The organism is Novosphingobium aerophilum, assembly GCF_014230305.1.
GTDB lineage: Bacteria > Pseudomonadota > Alphaproteobacteria > Sphingomonadales > Sphingomonadaceae > Novosphingobium > Novosphingobium aerophilum.
In genome coordinates this window covers 76410-93976 of sequence record NZ_JACLAU010000001.1, presented here as the reverse complement: position 1 = coordinate 93976, position 17567 = coordinate 76410, and the positions used below count along the sequence as shown (strand labels likewise).

Below are 17567 nucleotides of genomic sequence, written 5' to 3'. Positions count from 1 at the left end.
TAGGTCCGGCGATCCGGAGCCGCGCGTCCCGTCGGGCGGCCATGGCGGCGAGGATCGAGCACAATGACAGCCTGGCGCTTCGCGGTGGATCGCGGCGGCACCTTCACCGATGTCGTGGCGACGACGCCGGACGGCCGGCTGGTCACCGAGAAGCTGCTGTCGCACAACCCCGCCGCCTATCCCGATGCCGCCAGCGAGGCGGTGCGGCGGCTGATGGCGCGGCATGGCGCCGGGCCGATTGCCGAGTTCCGCATCGGCACCACGGTGGCGACCAACGCCCTGCTCGAACGGCGGGGCGAACGGCTGGCCCTGGCGATCACCCGCGGGTTCGGCGATGCGCTGCGGATCGGCACCCAGGCCCGCCCCGCGATCTTCGCGCGGCACATCGTCCTGCCCGAGCAACTGCCCGAACGGGTGATCGAGATCACCGAACGCGTCGGCGCCGATGGCACGATGCTGTGCCCGCTGGACGAGGCCGGCACCCGGGCCGCCCTTGCTGCGCTGCGGAGCGACGGGTTCGACGCGCTGGCCATCGTCCTGCTGCACGGCTGGCTGCACCGCGATCACGAGGCCCGCGTGGCGGCCATCGCCCGCGAGCTGGGCTTTGCCCAGGTCAGCGTCAGCCACGAGGTCGCCCCGCTGATCCGGCTGATTCCCCGCGGCGACACCACCGTGGTCGATGCCTATCTCTCGCCCGTGCTGCGCCGCTACACCGATGGGCTGCGGGCCAGCCTGCCCCCGGGCGACAGCCTGCGCTTCATGCAATCGAACGGCGGGCTGGCCGATATCGATGCGTTCCGCGGGAAGGACGCGATCCTGTCGGGGCCGGCGGGCGGGGTGGTCGGGATGGTGGCGGCCAGCGCGCCGCTGGGCCACGACCGTCTGATCGGGTTCGACATGGGCGGCACCAGCACCGACGTCACCCATTACGCCGGCCACTATGAGCTGACCGGGGACAGCGTGATCGCCGGGGTGCGGATCGCCGCGCCGATGATGCAGATCCACACCGTGGCGGCAGGCGGCGGATCGGTCTGCCGGTTCGATGGCGCCCGCTTCCGGGTGGGTCCGGAGAGTGCCGGAGCGGACCCGGGGCCAGCCTGTTACCGCAAGGGCGGGCCGCTGACCGTGACCGACTGCAACCTGTTCCTCGGCCGGATCGATCCGGGCCTGTTCCCGGCCGTGTTCGGGCCGGAGGGAGACCAGCCGCTCGACCCCGCCGCCGCTGTCGCGCGGCTGGCGGAGGTGGCGGCGCTGCTGCCCGAGCCGCAGCCGCTGGAGGCCATTGCCGAGGGGTTCCTGGCCATTGCGGTCGACAACATGGCCCATGCCATCCGCAAGATCAGCGTGGCCCAGGGGCACGACGTGACGACCTATGCCCTGGCTTGCTTCGGCGGTGCGGGCGGTCAGCATGCCTGCCGCGTCGCCGATGCCCTGGGGATGCAAACCGTGCTGGTCCACCCGCTGGCCGGGGTCCTCTCGGCCTACGGGATCGGCCTGGCCCCGGTGAAGGCCATCCGCGAGGCCAGCCTGATGCGCCCGCTGACGCAAAGCTTCTCCGCCGAGCTGGCCGGGCTGGAAGACCTGGCGCGACAGACGCTGATCGACCAGGGGCTGCCGCCCGCCGCGGTCGAGCTGCGGCGCACGGCCCGCCTGCGCTTCGCCGGCAGCGACAGCACGCTCGACGTCGCCTGCGACGGGGCGGAGGAGATGGACCGGGCCTTCCGGGCGCTCCACCGGCAGCGGTTCGGCTACTCCGATGCCGGGGCGGCGATCGTCGTCGAGGCCCTGCGGGTCGAGGCGAGTGGGCAGGCGGGCGGTCTGGCGCGGCTTGCCCCCGCCCCGGCCGCCGTGACCGGGCAGGCGACCGGATCCTGGCCAAGCTTCGCCCGCGCTGAGCTGGCCCCCGGGCAGGTCGTGCGCGGGCCGGCGCTGGTGATCGATCCCGCCTCGACCACGGTGATCGAGGCGGGGTGGGCGGCCGAGCTCGCCGCCGAGGGCAGCCTGGTCCTCACCCGCGCCGTGCCCGCGACCCGGGCCCCGGCGGGCGGGACCGCGGTGGATCCGGTGCGCCTGGAGGTGTTCAACAACCTGTTCATGGCGATCGCCGAGGAGATGGGCGCCGTGCTCCAGTCGACCGCGACCTCGGTCAACATCAAGGAGCGGCTCGATTTCTCCTGCGCCCTGTTCGACCGGACCGGGGCGCTGATCGCCAATGCCCCGCACATTCCGGTCCATCTCGGCTCGATGGGGGACAGCGTGGCGCGGGTGATCGCGACACGCGGTGACGGGCGCGACGGGCGCGGAATCCGCCCCGGCGACGCCTATGTCCTGAACGATCCCTACCACGGCGGGACCCACCTGCCCGACATCACCGTGATCATGCCGGTGTTCCATGACGAACGCAGCGCGACACCCGACGCCTTCGTCGCGGCGCGCGGGCATCATGCCGACATCGGCGGGATCGCACCGGGATCGATGCCGCCGGACAGCCGCACGATCGCCGAGGAGGGCGTGCTGATCGACAATGCCCTGCTGGTCGACGCGGGGGTGCTGGACGAGGCCGGGATGCGCACCCGCCTGGGCGCGGGCCCGTTCCCGGCGCGCCGCCCGGATCGCAACCTGTCCGACCTGCGCGCCCAGTTGGCCGCCTGCACCCGCGGCGCCGAGCTGCTGCAGGGCGCCGCGCGGGATCATGGCGCGGCAACCGTCGCGGCTTACATGGATCACGTCCTGGCCAATGCCGAGGAGAGCGTGCGGCGCCTGCTCGACCGGCTTGAGGAAGGCCGCTTCGCCTATGCGATGGACAACGGCGCAACCGTGCAGGTGGCGATCCGGATCGATCGCGCCCGGCGCTCGGCGGTGTTCGACTTCACCGGCACCAGCGCGCAACTGCCCGACAACTTCAACGCCCCGCTGTCGATCACCCGCGCCGCCGCGCTGTACGTGGTGCGCACCCTGATCGACGACGCGATTCCGATGAACGACGGCTGCCTGCGCCCGATCACGCTGATCGTGCCCGAGGGTTCGATGCTCAACCCGCGGCCCGGGGCGGCAGTGGTGGCGGGCAATGTCGAGACCAGCCAGGTGGTGACGGACGCGCTGTTCGCCGCGACCGGCCGCCTGGCGCCGAGCCAGGGGACGATGAACAACTTCACCTTCGGCGACGCGCAGCACCAGTACTACGAGACGATCTGCGGCGGGTCCGGCGCCGGGCCGGATCACGACGGCACCAGCGCGGTCCAGACCCACATGACCAACAGCCGACTGACCGATCCCGAGATTCTCGAGACCCGGCTGCCGGTGCGGCTCGACCGTTTCGCCATCCGGCGCGGCTCGGGCGGGACCGGGGCGCATCGCGGTGGCGACGGGGTGGAGCGGGCGATCACCTTCCTCGCCCCGATGCGCGCCAACATCCTGGCCAACCGCCGCCGCGTCGCCCCGCCCGGGCTGGCGGGGGGTGGAGCCGCCCAGCCCGGCCGCAACTGGGTGGAGCGGACGGACGGCCGCCGCGAGGAGCTGGGCGCAACCGGCGCGGCCGAGATGAACCCCGGCGATCGCTTCGTCATCCTGACGCCCGGCGGCGGCGGCTTCGGAAAGGAACCGGCATGACCCTGTGGCCGCTGCTCGGCATCGTGATGGTGATCGCCGGCTTTGCCCTCCGGCTCAATCCGCTGCTGGTCGTGGTCTGCTCGGCGCTGGCGACCGGCCTGCTCGCCGGGCTGGAGCCGCTCGCCGTGGTTGCGGCGCTGGGCAAGGCGTTCAACGACAACCGCTACATCTCGGTCACCTGGATCATCCTGCCGCTGATCGGGTTGCTTGAACGCCACGGCCTGCAACAGCGGGCGCAGAGCCTGGTCCGGACCCTGCGCGGCGCCTCGCTGGGGCGCCTGCTGGTGGCGTACCTGGCCTTCCGCCAGATCACCTCGGCGCTCGGCATGAAAGACATTGGCGGCCATGCCCAGACGGTCCGCCCGCTGGTCGCGCCGATGGCCGAAGCGGCCGCCGCCCAGACCCATGGCGATCTGTCCGCCGAGCAACGCGAGCAGATCCGCGCCATGGCCGCGGCCACCGACAATGTCGGCCTGTTCTTCGGCGAGGACATCTTCTTCGCGATCGCCTCGATCCTGCTGATCCAGGGCGTGTTCGAAAGCGCCGGACACGCCCTGACTCCGCTGCAGCTATCGCTCTGGGCCGTGCCGAGCGCGCTCTGCGCCTTCGCCATCCATGGCAGCCGCCTGCTGCGCTTCGATCGCCGCCTGGGCCGGGGTGGCACGGGGGGCGGCCAATGATCACCTATGCCGCACTCTACACGCTGGCCGGCCTGGTCTTCGGCACCTGGGCCTTGCTCTCGCTGCGCGGCGGGCGCTGGGCCAATGCGGCGTTCTGGGGGCTGCTGGCGACCAGCTTCCTCGCGGGCGACCACATGTCCGACCTGGCCAATGGCGCGCTGGTCCTGGGGCTGGTGGCGCTGGCCGCTTCGGGTCGGCTGCGGCGCAGCACCCCCGCGACGACCGGCCCCGCCGAGCGTCAGGACCTGTCCGAGCGGCTGGGCAACCGGCTGTTCCTGCCCGCCCTGATCGTCCCGCTCACCGCGGTCTGCGGAACCCTCGCCTATACCTATACCCCGCTCGGCCGGACCGGGCTGCTCGAGGCCCGGCACGAGACGCTGATCCTGTTCGGCATCGGTGTGGTCGTGGCCCTGGCCACAACCCTGGCATGGCTCCGGCCGCCACCGGTCGCCGCGGCCGAGGAGGGCGGGCGCCTGCTCGATTCGATCGGCTGGGCGGCGATCATGCCGCAGATGCTGGCGGCGCTCGGCGCGGTCTTCGCCCTCGCCGGGATCGGGCCGCTGATCGGTGGGCTGGCCGGGTCGGTGATCCCGCCGGGCTCGGTCCTGCTCACCGTGGTGGTCTATGGCCTGGGCATGGCGCTGTTCACGATGGTGATGGGCAATGCCTTCGCGGCCTTCCCGGTGATGGCCGCGGCGATCGGCATTCCGGTGCTGGTCGAACAGTACGGCGGCCACGCCGCGGTGATCGGCGCCGGGGGCATGCTCGCCGGATTCTGCGGCACCCTGCTGACCCCGATGGCGGCCAATTACAACATCGTCCCGGCCGCCCTGCTGGAGCTGCGCGACCCCCACGGGGTGATCCGCCAGCAGGCTGGCACCGCCCTGCCGCTGTGGGTCTGCACCGTGGCGATCATCTATGTGGGAGCCTTCGTGCTGTGACCCTGACCCCCGACCTGGCCCGTCACTTCGCCGCGATCGCGCTGGGCCACGTGGTCCGGCCCTATCCCTGCAAGGACGATCACGTGCTGGACGGCGAGGACGACGTGCGCGCGCCGCGTCTGGCCCATCCGGTGTTCTACGGCAGCTACGATTGGCACAGCTGCGTCCACGGCTGGTGGACCCTGCTCACCCTGCGGCGGCGGCATCCCGCGATGCCCGAAGCTGCCGCCATCGCCGCGCTGGCCGGAGACACCTTCACCACGGCCAAGCTCGCGGTGGAGCGCGCCTACCTGGATCGGCCGAGTTCGCGGGGGTTCGAACGGCCCTATGGCTGGGGCTGGCTGCTTGCCCTTCACCATGAGGCGGAGCGGCATCCGGACCAGCCCTGGGGCGATCGGCTGGCCCCGCTGGCCAAGGCCTTCGCCGCGCGGCTGCACGATTACCTGGCCGTGCTGACCTATCCGATCACGGTCGGCACCCATGGCAACACGGCTTTCGCCCTGATCCTGGCACGCCGCTGGGCGCTGGACCATGACGCCGCCCTCGTGACCCGGATCGACACCTGGGCCGAACGCGTCTTCGCCGATCGGCGCGATTATCGCGGCTGGGAGCCCGGTGGAGACGAGTTCCTCTCCCCGGTGCTGACCGCAGCGCTGCTCCTGGCCGACATCCGTCCGCCTGCCACCTTCACCCCCTGGTTCCGGGCGCTGGTGGTGGACAACGGCTGGATCGACCGCGAATGCCGCCCGGTCACCGTGTCCGATCGCAGCGATGGCAAGATCGCCCACCTCGACGGGCTGAACCTGAGCCGCGCCTGGTGCCTGCGGCGGATCGCGGGGGTGGTCGACGACGAGACGCTGCGCGAGCCGCTGCGGCGCCGGGCGGACGAGCATGTCGCCGCCGCCCTGCCCCATGTCGCGGGCGACTACATGGGCGAGCACTGGCTGGCGAGCTTCGCCCTGCTCGCCCTGCTCGGCGAAGACGGCGCGCTCTAGCGTCCGGTCCCCGCCCTGGGCTAAGGCGGGGCGTTCGTCTGCCGGGAGCCCGCATGAGCCGCACGCAATGGATTCTCGCCGCCCTGGTCGCGGGCGTGCTGGCGGGCATGGGGGTCCGCTGGCTCGACCAGCCGGTGCTGACCGGAATCGCCACCGCGGCCATGCCGATCGGGCAGATGTGGGTCCGCGCGCTGCAGATGACGCTGATCCCGCTGATTTTCGCGATGATGACCCACGGGGTCGCCCAGGCGGTGATGGGGGGACGCGGCGGGCGCCTGATCTCGACCACCCTGGGCGTGTTCTTCGGGATCATGGTGGTGACGGTGATCCTCTGCACCATCCTGACCGAAACCGTGCTGCGGATCTGGCCGCTGCCGGCCCACGCGCTCGACAGCCTGCTCGGCAGCGCCGCGCCGCAGCCCCTGCCCGGCTTCGCCGAGCAATTGGTGGCGATCGTTCCCGACAATCCGGTGGCGGCGGCGGCGCAGGGACAGATCTTTCCGCTGGTGATCTTCGCGCTCGGTTTTGGGCTCGCCCTGGCGCGCCTGCCCCGCGCGGCGGACGGCGGCGAGCCGGTGGTGCTGCGGGGCCTGGCCGAGGTGGCGCAGGCGATGATGGTGCTGGTCGACTGGGTGCTGGTGGCCGCGCCGCCCGGCATCTTCCTGCTCTCGCTGGGGCTCGGCATGGCCTCCGGGGTGGGCGTGGCCCAGGTCCTGGGGGTCTTCGTCGCGCTGTGCTTTGCCACCACGTTGCTGATGGCGGCGCTGTGCTATGTCGTGGTCGCGCTGGCCGGCGGCATGCCGCTGCGCGAGTTCGCCGCGGCGATCGCCCCGGCCCAGGCCATGGGGGCGGGAAGCTGTTCCAGCATGGCGACCACCCCGGTGATGATCGAGGTCGCGCTCGAACGGTTGCGCCTGCCCGAGGACGTGGTCGGGCTGGTCATCCCGATGGCGGTCTCGATCTTCCGTCTCGGCACGACCGCCCATGCGGTCGCCGCCGTGCTGGTCGCCGCCCATGCGGTGGGGATCGAGCCGGGACCGGTGCAGCTTGTCCTGGCCGGGTTGGCGGTGATCCTGGGCAGCGTCAGCGGGGCGGGACTGCCGGGGGCGGCGGTGATCTATGCGATCTATGGCCCGGGCCTGCAGGTGCTGGGCGCGCCGATGGCGATGATCCCGCTCTACCTGGCGGTGATCGCCCTGCCCGATCCGGTGATCACCGGGACGACCGTGACCGGGGACCTGACCGCCGCGGTGCTGATCAACCGCCTGCTCGGCCGGCGCACGGGCGCGGTCAGTCGCAGCGATGGTCGCGCCAGTAGCGATCCCACCTGAGCACGGTCCCGGTCCGCAGCATCGCGCAGGACAGGTCGCGCCCGTCGGCAAGGACGCACCAGGCCGCGGTGCGGCTACCGCCCGCCGGACCGGCGGAACGGCAGGACAGGGCGGCGGTCCTCACGCGGACGTGGCCGATGGCCAAGGTGCCACGCGGCCCGCCGAGCAGATCGACCAGGGCATCGCGGGCCGCGATCGCTGTCGCATCCGGACAAGGCTGGTTGGCCCGGCAGTGCCCGTCCATCTCGCGCGCCGCGATCCCCGCCAGCCGCAGCCGCGGCCCCTCGGCGCACCACACCGGGCCATCGCCGTCCCATACCGCCGTGGGCGTGCAGGTGAAGGTTTGATCCTGAGGAACGACGGTCAGGGCCAGGGCCAGCAGCAGGGACATGCCGGCCCGCCTAGCAGAGGTACTTAGTCTATTGGATTAGTTTTCTACTCTGTTGGATGGGGCGCCTGGATCAGGTCAAGGGCCGCCTTCGCCCGATTGCGGACCTTTGCTTCCTCCCCGGCACGGGGAGGGGGACCATCCGCAGGATGGTGGAGGGGCACTCTCCTTGGGGCGCGGCAGTTGGTCAAGGCGGGGTGCCCCTCCACCACCTTCGGTGGTCCCCCTCCCCCGCTGGGGGAGTATCGAAGAACCTCCGCTCCCCACCCAGGCCGGTCATCCAGCCTGCCCATGGATCTGCCCCCAAAGCCCTAGATCCGCGCCCAGAGTTCGGAATTGCGCCGCAGGCCCGGCAGATCGATCCCCAGCTTGTGGACCCGGTTGTAGAAGGTCTTGCGCGGGATCCCCAGCGCCGCGATCGCCTTGCCGATCTCTCCCTTCGCCGCAATCACGGCATCGATGATGGCCTCGCGCTCGAAGGCCTCGACCCGTTCGGTCAAGCCCGGCTGGGCGGCAAGACCCGGCGCGGCCGAATCGAGATCGAGCAGGCCCAGCACGAAGCGTTCGGCGAAATGGGCCAGTTCGCGGACATTGCCGGGCCAGTCATGAAAGCGCAGGACATCGCGCACCGCCGGGGTCATCGGCGGGATCGGCTGGCGCAGCCGGGTCGTGACCAGGCCGACGTGATGCGCGAACAGCGCCGGGATATCCTCGCGCCGGTCGCGCAGGGCCGGCATGGTCAGCCGCACCGCGGCGATGCGGTAGAACAGGGCCGGGACAATGCTCTCCTCCGCCCGGCGCGCATTGGTTCCCGCCAGCGCGACGATCCTGAGGTCGAGCGGGATCGGCTCCTTGCTGCCGGCGGGACGCAGCGCCCGCTCCTCGGCGGTGTGGACCAGCCGCGCCTGGAGCCGGGGCGAGGCGAGGTCGAGATCGTCGAGGATCAGGGTGCCGCGATGCGCCGACAGCATCGAGGCCTGGCCACCCGCCGCGAACAGCTCGTCCTCCAGGGCGTCGGGCAGACCGGCGCAACTGATCGACAGGCAGCGGTGGCGGCGCCGCTTGCCGGCGCGGTGGAGCAGGCGGGCGAACAGCTCCTTGCCGGTGCCGCTCTCCCCCTCGATCAACACGTCGAGATCGCTGTCGGCCAGGGCCGGCAGCATGGCGCGGAGGCGAGTGATCGCCGCCGATTCCCCGATCAGGGCCGAGGCCTGGTCCGCCGTGGCCTGGGCCTTGAGCCGGCGGTTGTCGAGCACCAGCGACCGTGCCCGCGCCGCGCGCTCCACCGCCGCGAGCAGCGCTTCCGGGGCAAAGGGCTTGGTCAGGAAATCCCACGCTCCCGACTTCAGCAGATCGACCGCCATGGCGATGTCGCCATGCCCGGTCATCAGGATCACCGGCAGCTCGGCGTCCTTTTCGCGCAGGCGGCGGAACAGCTCGATCCCGGTGATGCCGGGCATCCGCACGTCGCTGACCACCACCCCGTCCCACTCGGCGTCGAGCGCCGCCAGGGCATCGGGCGCATGCGCGAAGGGCACCACCTCGTGCCCGGCCAGCGTCAGGTACTGGGTGACCGCATGAAGCAGGTCATGGTCATCCTCGACCAGCGCGATGCGGGTGGTGTTCGGCTCGGCGGTCATGACGCCCGCACCAGCACGATCTCGAAGCAGGCGCCCCCGGGGCCGTCGGCGGGAGGAAGTGCGGCCAGGGTGCCACCGAACTCCTCGACGATGTCCCGGGCGATCACCAGCCCCAGCCCCAGCCCGGACGGCCGGCTGGTGACGAATGGCATGAAGAGCTGCGGTGCGATCCCGGCATCGATGCCCGGGCCGTTGTCCTGCAGGCGCAGCCGGACCTCGTGAGGATCGGCGGCGATGGTCAGCCGGATCACCGGGTCGGCCACCTCCGCCACGGCCTCGGCGGCGTTCTGGATCAGGTTGACCACCACCTGCTCCAACCGCACCCGTTCGCCGCGGACCAGCAGGCCCGGCTCGGCGCAGTCGACGCGGAAGTCGATGGCCGAGAGCTTTTCCTTGAGGATCAGGCGCGCCCCTTCGATCACGGCATCCAGCGGCACGGCCCCGGCACCGCCCGCCCCCTTGCGGGCGAAACCCCGCAGGTGGGCCGTGACCGCGCCGATGCGATCCGCCAGCCGGGCGATCGCGGTCAGGTTGGTCCGCACCCCCTCGGCATCGCCGCGATCGAACAGCAGGGCGCTCGTCGCCGCATAGCTGCGGATCGCGGCGACCGGCTGGGCCGTCTCGTGCGCGACGCTCGCAGTGACCTGGCCCAGGGTTGCCAGGCGATTGGCCTGGCGCAACCCTTCGCGCAATTGCGCGGCCCGCGCCTCGGCCGAGGCGCGCTCGGAGATCTCGCTGCGCAGAGCGGCGGTCCGCTCGGCCACGGCGGCTTCGAGCTGGGCGGTGCGGGTGCGGCGCTGGCGGGCCCGCTCAACCAGGATCGCGGCCGTGCCCAGCAGGACCAGCGCGATCAGCCCGGCCCCGACCTGGGCCATCCGCACCGCCGAGCTTACGGTCGGTTGCAGCGGCAGGGCCAGGTTGACCTGCCATCCGGCGGCATCGGGGGCGGTGGTGGAGACAAGGTAGGGCCGGCTGTCGAGATCCGGCACGATCTCCCGCGGGCCGCTGACGCGATAGGGAACCCGGGCGATGGCGCTGACCCCGCTGGTCTGCTCCTCGGCCCGGCGGACCAGCTCGGACAGCGGACGGGTCGCCGCGAAGCGCCAGCGCGGCCGGCTCGAGACAAGGATCACGCCATTGCGATCGGTGACATAGGTGATGCCCTCGGCATCGCGCCACTGGCTCTCGATCAGATCGAACTCCAGCTTGACCACCACCACACCATCGTGCGGGGTGCGGGTGGCCAGGTAGAGCCCGGGCTTGCGGCTGACGCTGCCCAGCGCGAACTGTTCGCCCGCGCCATGGCGCAGGGCATCGCGGAAGTAGGGGCGGAAGCCATAGGCCTGGCCGACGAAGGAGTTGGGCTGGCGCCAGTTGCTGGCGCCCAGCGTGGTGCCGTCGCGCGCCATCACATAGATCACCGGAGCCCCCAGCTCGCGCGCCAGCACCTCGAGCTTGAGGTTCAACCGCTGCACGGCGCCGGGCTCGGGCCGGACGACCGCGGCGACCACGTCGCGATCGTCGGCGAGGACGCGGGGCAGCAGGCGGAACCGGGCGATCTCGCTGGCCATCAGCGCCTGGCGCAGGCGGGCGTCGGCCATGGCACGCGCCTCGAACCGGGCCAGGGCGACGCGGCGGGTGACCTCGCCGGCGATCAGGCCGACGGCCACGGCGCAGGCCAGGGCCACGACGATCGCGATCTTGCCGGAGTGCCTGACCATGCCGGGAAGGCTAACAGATGTGCCGACTTCGGCACAATTGCCGTGACGACGTGCCATAATTGGCACAAACGGCCCGACGACAATCGGTTAAGGCTATGAATTTCCTGTACTGTTCCGTGCTGCCAATTCCGCTTTGCCCCCGGGGAGAGCGCGGCCAGTCTGCGGCGTAACGGCTCGTGCAGAGGCCATCGAGAGGACGAATCAGAGGCCAATGGGTCAGGCATCCCCCACCAGTCCGATACCAGCCCCGGCGGGGCCGTGGTATGCCCGGCTCTATCCGCAGGTGATCGCGGCGATCGTCGGCGGAATTGTCGTGGGCCTGATCTGGCCCGGCTTCGGCGCCAGCCTGCAACCGCTGGGCGAGGGCTTCGTGAAGCTGGTCAAGATGATCATCGCGCCGGTGATCTTCCTGACCATCGTCACCGGGATCGGCGGACTGCAGCAGGCCTCGCAGATCGGCCGCGTTGCCGGGCGGGCCTTCGGCTATTTCCTCGCAGTGTCCTCGCTCGCCCTGGTGGTCGGGCTGGTCGTGGCCAACGTGGTGCAGCCCGGTGCGGGCATGAACATCGCGGTCTCCAGCCTCGACGCCGGGGCGGTGCGCGGCTTTGCCGCCAAGGCGCATGAAGCGACGATCACCGGGTTCCTGCTCGCCATCATCCCCACCACCGTGCTGTCGGCCCTGACCGACGGATCGATCCTGCAGGTGCTGCTCGTCGCCATCCTCTGCGGCGTTGCCCTGGTGACCAGCGGCCCCGCCGCCGCTCCGGTCCTGCGCGGCGCCGAGGCGCTGAGCCAGGTGGTGTTCCGCATGGTGGCGATCCTGATGCGCGCGGCCCCGATCGGCGCATTCGGGGCGATGGCCTTCACCGTGGGCAAGTACGGCCCCGAGGCCCTGCTCCATCTCGGCAAGCTGGTCGCGACTTTCTATCTCACCTCGGCCCTGTTCGTGGTCCTGGTGCTCGGGACGATTGCCCGGCTGGCCGGGTTCTCGATCCTGGCGCTGATCCGCTATCTTAAAGAAGAGCTGCTGCTCGTGCTCGGCACCTCGTCCTCCGAGGCCGCCCTGCCCGCGCTGATGCAGAAGCTGGAGCAGGCCGGTTGCGCCAAGCCGGTGGTCGGGCTGGTGATCCCCACCGGCTATTCCTTCAACCTCGACGGGACCAACATCTACATGACGCTGGCCGCCCTGTTCATTGCCCAGGCCACCGGGGTGGACCTGTCGCTGGGCGATCAGGTTGCGCTGCTGCTGGTGGCCATGGTCAGTTCCAAGGGCGCGGCCGGGGTCACCGGCGCCGGCTTCATCACGCTGGCGGCAACGCTGTCGATCACGCCCTCGGTCCCGGTGGCGGGCATGGCGCTGATCCTGGGCGTGGACCGCTTCATGAGCGAATGCCGCGCGCTGACCAACTGCATCGGCAATGCCGTGGCCGCGATCGTCATCGCCGGCTGGGAACGCGCGCTCGACCGCGATCGCCTGGCTGCGGCGCTGGGCGGACGGGCAACCGCCCTGTCCGATCCGGCGGCCATCGACGCGGCGCCCGCCGTCACATCGCCCATCGTCACACCACCATCGCAACCCATTCAGACGGGCCGGATCCATCCGGATCAAGCCCCCGCCGAATAGAACGAACAAGCAAACCAGGGGAGGTCAGAACATGGCTAGCACAACCACCATCCATCGCGCGCTGATCGGCGTTTCGCTCGCCGCGCTGCTCGCACCGGGCACCGGCTGGGCCCAGCAGGCCCCGGCCGCCGAAGGCCAGGGCGCCAGCGCCGAAGCGACCGCCACGGAGGCGGAAGCCGGGGCCGCGATCACCGTGATCGGTTCGCGCGGCAAGCCGCGCACCGATGTCGAGCGGCCGGTCGCGGTCGACGTGGTTTCGGGCGCCGAGCTGCGCGCGACCGGGCAGGTCGATCTGGGCCAGCAGATCCAGTTCACCTCGCCCTCGTTCAACTCGACCAAGTTCGGCATCAACGGCGCGACCAACTTCGCCGACCCGGCCTCGCTGCGCGGCATGTCGCCGGACCAGGTGCTGCTGCTGGTCAATGGCAAGCGCCGCCACCAGTTCTCGGCGCTGAACCTCAACGTCGCACCCGGGCTCGGCACGGTGGTGTCGGACCTCAACGCGATCCCCAGCGGGGCGATCCAGCGGATCGAGGTGCTGCGCGACGGCGCGGCGGCCCAGTACGGGTCGGACGCGATCGCCGGCGTGATCAACCTGACGCTCAACAACGCCAGCGAAGGCGGCACCGTCAACGTCACCACCGGGCTCAACAAGGAAGGCGACGGCTTCACCGTCCGCACCATGCTGAACCAGGGGTTCAAGCTGGGCGGCAACGGCGGCTTCATCAATTACACGCTGGAATACTTCAGCACCGAGGGCACCAACCGTTCCGACCCCTATGACGGCGTGCTCTATCCGGCGGCGCCGGCCAATTACACCGGGCCGACCGCCAACTTCCCCTACACCACGGCCAATCCGCGCGCGGACCGCGGGGTCTATCCGCAGGGTGCCTTCGTGGTCGGCAACTATGGCCAGAACCAGAACCGCACGTACCAGGCGTTCCTCAATTCCGAACTGCCCCTGTCCGATGCGGTCACCGCCTATCTGTTCGGCGGCTATTCGCGCAAGGACATCCGCGCCTTCGGCTTCTTCCGCGCGCCGGCGACCTTCGCCAACTCCAACCTGACAATCTATCCCGACGGTTACGTGCCGATCCTGCCGGGCCGGTCGATCGACTGGTCGGTCAACGGCGGCTTCAAGGGCGAGCTCGCCGGCTGGGATCTGGATCTCAGCTATGGCGTGGGCCACAACCATCTGGACCAGTGGGCCAACAACACGGTCAACGCCTCGCTCGGCGCGGCCAGCCCGACCTCGTTCTACATCGGCCGCAGCGCCTTCACCCAGCACGTGGTGGAGTTCACCGGATCGAAGGATTTCGGATCGGTGCTGGGCATGGATTCGCTGAACGTGGCGATGGGCGCGCAGTGGCGGCGTGACAACTTCCAGGTCGACCGCGGTGACCCCGCGTCCTATGCGATCGGCCCGCTGACCGCCTCGGGCAAGACCCCCGCGACCAATGGCCGCCCCGGCTATGCCCCGCAGGACGAGAACGACCTGAGCCGCCGCAACATCGGCGCCTTCATCGACGTCGAGGCCGACATCACCCCGAAGCTGCTGATCGCCGCCGCGCTGCGGTACGAGAACTACAGCGATTTCGGCGGCAACCTGTCGGGCAAGTTCGCCGGGCGCTTCAAGCTGAGCGAGCAAATCGGCCTGCGCGCCTCGTACAACCGCGGTTTCCGCGCGCCTTCGCTGGCGCAGCTCGGCAACCGGGTCAACACCTCGACCGTGCAGAACGGCCTGATCCTGCAGACCCAGCAGATTTCCAGCGACAACCCGCGGCTGGCGCAGCTCGGCATCCCCGCACCCAAGGCCGAAATCTCGAACAGCTTCGCCGCTGGCCTGACCGGGGATTTCGATCGGCTGACAGTGACCATCGATGCCTTCCAGATCAACATCAAGGACCGCATCGCGATCACCGACGGCATCCTGACCGCCAACTATCCCGCGGTCGCGGCCCTGTTCCCCGGGGTGCGTGAAATCCGCTTCTTCACCAACCAGGTGGATACCCGGACCCGCGGCATCGACGTGGTGGCGACCTACAAGATCCCCTTCGACAACGGCAACAAGCTGAGCCTGACCCTGGCCGGCACCCACGCCGAGACCAAGGTCCTGCGCCAGCGCGCCACCCCCGCCGCGCTCATCGCCGGCGCGACGGCCGCGAACCAGGCGGCGCCGCTGATCGGACTGACCGCGATCGAGCTGATCGAGGTGGCCCAGCCGCGGTCCAAGATCCTGTTCTCGTCGAACTTCGACGTGGGCAAGCTGACCCTGGGCGCGCGCGCGAGCTACTTCGGATCGGTCAAGGCGTTCAGCACCGGGCTCAATGCGGCGGACAGCAATGTGAAGTGCGATGCCAACAACCGCTGCGTGCAGACCTTCGGCGGCAAGACCCTGTTCGACATGAACGTGACCTATCGCGTCTCCGACCGGCTGTCGCTGACCGCCGGCGGCAACAACATCTTCGACACCTATCCCGACAAGTGGAACGCCCGCCGCAATGGCTTCACCGGCGAGGCCGCGTCCTATTCGAACGGTCAGACGCCCTACACCCGCAACGCCGGCCAGTTCGGCTTCAACGGGGCGTATTACTACCTGACGGCCAATCTGACGTTCTGATCCCCTTCTGGTCCGGAGCCGGTTTGCGCCCCGCGCGAAACCGGCCCGGACCGACCGGCTCTACCCTGCCTGAACCGGCGGCGGTCCCTTAACCGCTGCCGGTTCCCTTTTTCGTGACCCGTCCATGGTCCGGCTTGAGCCGAGTGGTGAGAACGACATTTTCGCGTACCCAAGGAGTCCCGAACCCTTGCACGCAGCGTAACCGGCGCATCCGTAAACCTCCTGGTAACCGTTGCCGTTTACCTTTGCCGCCATGTTTGGACCAGGCGATCCCATTCCATCGGTCTATCTGCGGACCGCAAACAAGGTTGACTACGCGCTCGACAGCGTGGGTGGCCGCTACATCGTGATCAGCTTCATTGCCGGGCGCAACCAGCCCGGGGCGGCCGATTACCTGGCGGCGCTGTATGGCAGCGGCGAACTGTTCGACGACGAGCGGGCGTGCTGCTTCGTGGTGTCCAGCAGTGCCGAGGACTGCATGAACCGGGCGATCGAGGATCGCCTTCCCGGCATCCGCGTGGTCTGGGACTTCGACCACCGCGTCTCGCGCGCCTTCGGCAACCTGGAGAGCGCCACGGCCGACACCGTTACCTTGCGGCTGGTCACCTTCGTGCTCGATCCGGCACTGCGCGTGGTCGAGGTGATCCCGGTCGACGATCTGCGTAACCATTTCGAGGCGGTCCGCGCGGTTGTCGCCGCCCTGCCCGATCCCCGCGCCCACACCGATGGCTGGGCGCCGGTGCTGCAGGTGCCGGGCCTGCTCGAACCCGAACTCTGCCGCGAGTTCATCGCCTATGCCGAGCGCACCGGGCTTGAGGACAGCGGCTTCATGACCACCGACCCGGCCACCGGGCAGACGGTGGGGATGATCAATCATCGCCACAAACGCCGCTCCGACTGCATGATCGAGGATGCGGACCTGCGCCGCGCGCTGGAAATGCGGGTGGTGCGGCGCCTGGTGCCGCAGATGGAAAAGGCGTTCCAGTTCAAGGCGACCCGGCTGGAGCGCTATCTGATCGCCTGCTACGAAGGCGAAACCGGCGGCTGGTTCCGCCCGCACAAGGACAACACCACGCTGGGCACGGCCCATCGCCGCTTTGCCGTGACCATCGCGCTCAACGACGAGTACGAAGGGGGCGGACTGCGCTTTCCCGAATTCGGTCGGCGGGTCTATCGTCCGGCTGCGGGGGAAGCGATCGTCTTTTCCTGCTCGCTGCTGCACGAGGCGCTGCCGGTCACGGGTGGGCGCCGGTTCTGCCTGCTGCCCTTCCTTTACGACGAGGCCGCCGCCGAGATCCGGCTGGCCAACGCCCGCCACCTGGCCGACGAGGACAAGGCTCGCCAGGTGATCGCCTCGGTCAAGGGCGAGACGGTCGCGGCCGGGCCGGAGAGCGATGGGAAGGCCAAGCGGGCCTCCGCCAAGACATCGCCCAAGTGCAGCCGCACGAAGCGGGCCGCATCCGATGCGGCCGGAACCGAGCGGCCGGCCCGCCGATCAAGACGCGCCGGCGCCGGCTGATCCGGTCTCAGCGGCCGATCGCCCGGCTCTGGACATTGAGCTGGCGATTGAGCTGGCGCTGCTCGCCGCGGGTGATGTAGCCGCCGTTGGCCTGGGCGTAGGCCCGGGTCTGCTGCGCGATTGCCCGGGTCGAGCCCTTCAGCGCGCGCGCCTCGGCCGGGGTGAGATCGCCTTCGCGACGCTCGTGATTGATCCGGGCGATCTGGTGATGGGTCCGTGCGAGAACCTGGGCCTGGCGGGGATGGGCCTGGACCCAGGGCCCGGCCATGGCGGGCGTACCCAGGCCGATCGCAAGGGCCAGCGAACCGAAGATCGCCGCGGATTTTGTCCGGTTGAACATGCCACTACTCCTTGAGTGATTGCGATGGACGGGCCGATACTGCGGCCCGGACCCGTCATCGCGCGGCGCGACTGAACGCGCCGTGACGAGGCGAGCAAGCCGGGGTTCATTGTTCTTGCGGTGTTTGGTTAAGGCGCGCCCCGGGTGTCTGGCCCCGGG

The 17567-nt window shown here is 70.2% G+C and carries 12 protein-coding genes; 8 read left to right on the top strand and 4 right to left on the bottom strand.

Translation table 11 applies throughout. The features are described from left to right. Window positions 1-63: 63 nt before the first annotated feature. From H7F49_RS00415 to H7F49_RS00395, 5 genes are read left to right on the top strand one after another with little or no spacing between them, the layout of a single operon-like run. Window positions 64-3609 carry a hydantoinase B/oxoprolinase family protein gene (locus H7F49_RS00415; RefSeq protein WP_185681587.1) on the top strand — a complete coding sequence of 1182 codons (3546 nt, stop codon included), beginning with the start codon at window positions 64-66 and terminating at the stop codon, window positions 3607-3609. Then, window positions 3606-4289, top strand: coding sequence for a DUF969 domain-containing protein (locus H7F49_RS00410; protein ID WP_185681586.1), 684 nt, complete (start codon window positions 3606-3608; stop codon window positions 4287-4289). Before H7F49_RS00415 ends, H7F49_RS00410 begins: the two co-directional genes overlap by 4 nt. After that, complete coding sequence (locus H7F49_RS00405) at window positions 4286-5230, top strand: DUF979 domain-containing protein (RefSeq protein WP_185681585.1); 945 nt, start codon at window positions 4286-4288, stop codon at window positions 5228-5230. Before H7F49_RS00410 ends, H7F49_RS00405 begins: the two co-directional genes overlap by 4 nt. After that, a complete protein-coding gene (locus H7F49_RS00400) occupies window positions 5227-6225 on the top strand; it encodes a DUF2891 domain-containing protein (protein WP_185681584.1) in 999 nt (332 codons plus the stop codon). Before H7F49_RS00405 ends, H7F49_RS00400 begins: the two co-directional genes overlap by 4 nt. Window positions 6226-6278: 53 nt before the next feature. Further along, window positions 6279-7556: a dicarboxylate/amino acid:cation symporter gene (locus tag H7F49_RS00395; RefSeq protein WP_185681583.1), complete on the top strand. Its 1278-nt coding sequence runs from the start codon at window positions 6279-6281 to the stop codon at window positions 7554-7556. Here the strand turns inward: H7F49_RS00395 and H7F49_RS00390 are convergent. The 3 genes from H7F49_RS00390 to H7F49_RS00380 all read right to left on the bottom strand — a co-directional run bounded on the left by H7F49_RS00390 (window position 7516) and on the right by H7F49_RS00380 (window position 11305). After that, entirely contained in the window at window positions 7516-7947 is a 432-nt protein-coding gene (locus H7F49_RS00390) for a thermonuclease family protein (RefSeq protein WP_185681582.1), read from the bottom strand. The genes H7F49_RS00395 and H7F49_RS00390 overlap by 41 nt on opposite strands. Before the next feature lie 308 nt (window positions 7948-8255). After that, complete coding sequence (locus H7F49_RS00385; protein WP_185681581.1) at window positions 8256-9584, bottom strand: sigma-54-dependent transcriptional regulator; 1329 nt, start codon at window positions 9582-9584, stop codon at window positions 8256-8258. Then, window positions 9581-11305: a sensor histidine kinase gene (locus H7F49_RS00380; protein WP_185681580.1), complete on the bottom strand. Its 1725-nt coding sequence runs from the start codon at window positions 11303-11305 to the stop codon at window positions 9581-9583. The genes H7F49_RS00385 and H7F49_RS00380 overlap by 4 nt, the downstream gene beginning before the upstream one ends. Window positions 11306-11516: 211 nt before the next feature. Between H7F49_RS00380 and dctA the strand changes: the two genes are divergently transcribed. The 3 genes from dctA to H7F49_RS00365 all read left to right on the top strand — a co-directional run bounded on the left by dctA (window position 11517) and on the right by H7F49_RS00365 (window position 17068). Beyond that, window positions 11517-12929, top strand: a complete 1413-nt coding sequence (dctA, locus tag H7F49_RS00375) for a C4-dicarboxylate transporter DctA (RefSeq protein WP_185681579.1) — start codon at window positions 11517-11519, stop codon at window positions 12927-12929. A gap of 31 nt (window positions 12930-12960) precedes the next feature. Further along, window positions 12961-15549 carry a TonB-dependent receptor plug domain-containing protein gene (locus H7F49_RS00370; protein ID WP_185681578.1) on the top strand — a complete coding sequence of 863 codons (2589 nt, stop codon included), beginning with the start codon at window positions 12961-12963 and terminating at the stop codon, window positions 15547-15549. 253 nt (window positions 15550-15802) lie between these two features. Then, window positions 15803-17068: a 2OG-Fe(II) oxygenase gene (locus H7F49_RS00365; RefSeq protein ID WP_185681577.1), complete on the top strand. Its 1266-nt coding sequence runs from the start codon at window positions 15803-15805 to the stop codon at window positions 17066-17068. Window positions 17069-17075: 7 nt separating this feature from the next. On the opposite strand, the gene H7F49_RS00360 is transcribed toward H7F49_RS00365, so the two are convergent. Continuing rightward, on the bottom strand, window positions 17076-17408 hold the full coding sequence (locus H7F49_RS00360; RefSeq protein WP_235981489.1) for a hypothetical protein: 333 nt from the start codon (window positions 17406-17408) through the stop codon (window positions 17076-17078). Window positions 17409-17567: the final 159 nt, after the last annotated feature.

Bases quoted from the DNA above. Each gene is read 5' to 3' on its own strand.
- H7F49_RS00415 (WP_185681587.1), top strand. From the start codon at position 64: ATGACAGCCTGGCGCTTCGCGGTGGATCGCGGCGGCACCTTCACCGAT.
- H7F49_RS00410 (WP_185681586.1), top strand. From the start codon at position 3,606: ATGACCCTGTGGCCGCTGCTCGGCATCGTGATGGTGATCGCCGGCTTT.
- H7F49_RS00405 (WP_185681585.1), top strand. From the start codon at position 4,286: ATGATCACCTATGCCGCACTCTACACGCTGGCCGGCCTGGTCTTCGGC.
- H7F49_RS00395 (WP_185681583.1), top strand. From the start codon at position 6,279: ATGAGCCGCACGCAATGGATTCTCGCCGCCCTGGTCGCGGGCGTGCTG.
- H7F49_RS00390 (WP_185681582.1), bottom strand. From the start codon at position 7,947: ATGTCCCTGCTGCTGGCCCTGGCCCTGACCGTCGTTCCTCAGGATCAA.
- H7F49_RS00385 (WP_185681581.1), bottom strand. From the start codon at position 9,584: ATGACCGCCGAGCCGAACACCACCCGCATCGCGCTGGTCGAGGATGAC.
- H7F49_RS00380 (WP_185681580.1), bottom strand. From the start codon at position 11,305: ATGGTCAGGCACTCCGGCAAGATCGCGATCGTCGTGGCCCTGGCCTGC.
- dctA (WP_185681579.1), top strand. From the start codon at position 11,517: ATGGGTCAGGCATCCCCCACCAGTCCGATACCAGCCCCGGCGGGGCCG.
- H7F49_RS00370 (WP_185681578.1), top strand. From the start codon at position 12,961: ATGGCTAGCACAACCACCATCCATCGCGCGCTGATCGGCGTTTCGCTC.
- H7F49_RS00365 (WP_185681577.1), top strand. From the start codon at position 15,803: ATGTTTGGACCAGGCGATCCCATTCCATCGGTCTATCTGCGGACCGCA.
- H7F49_RS00360 (WP_235981489.1), bottom strand. From the start codon at position 17,408: ATGTTCAACCGGACAAAATCCGCGGCGATCTTCGGTTCGCTGGCCCTT.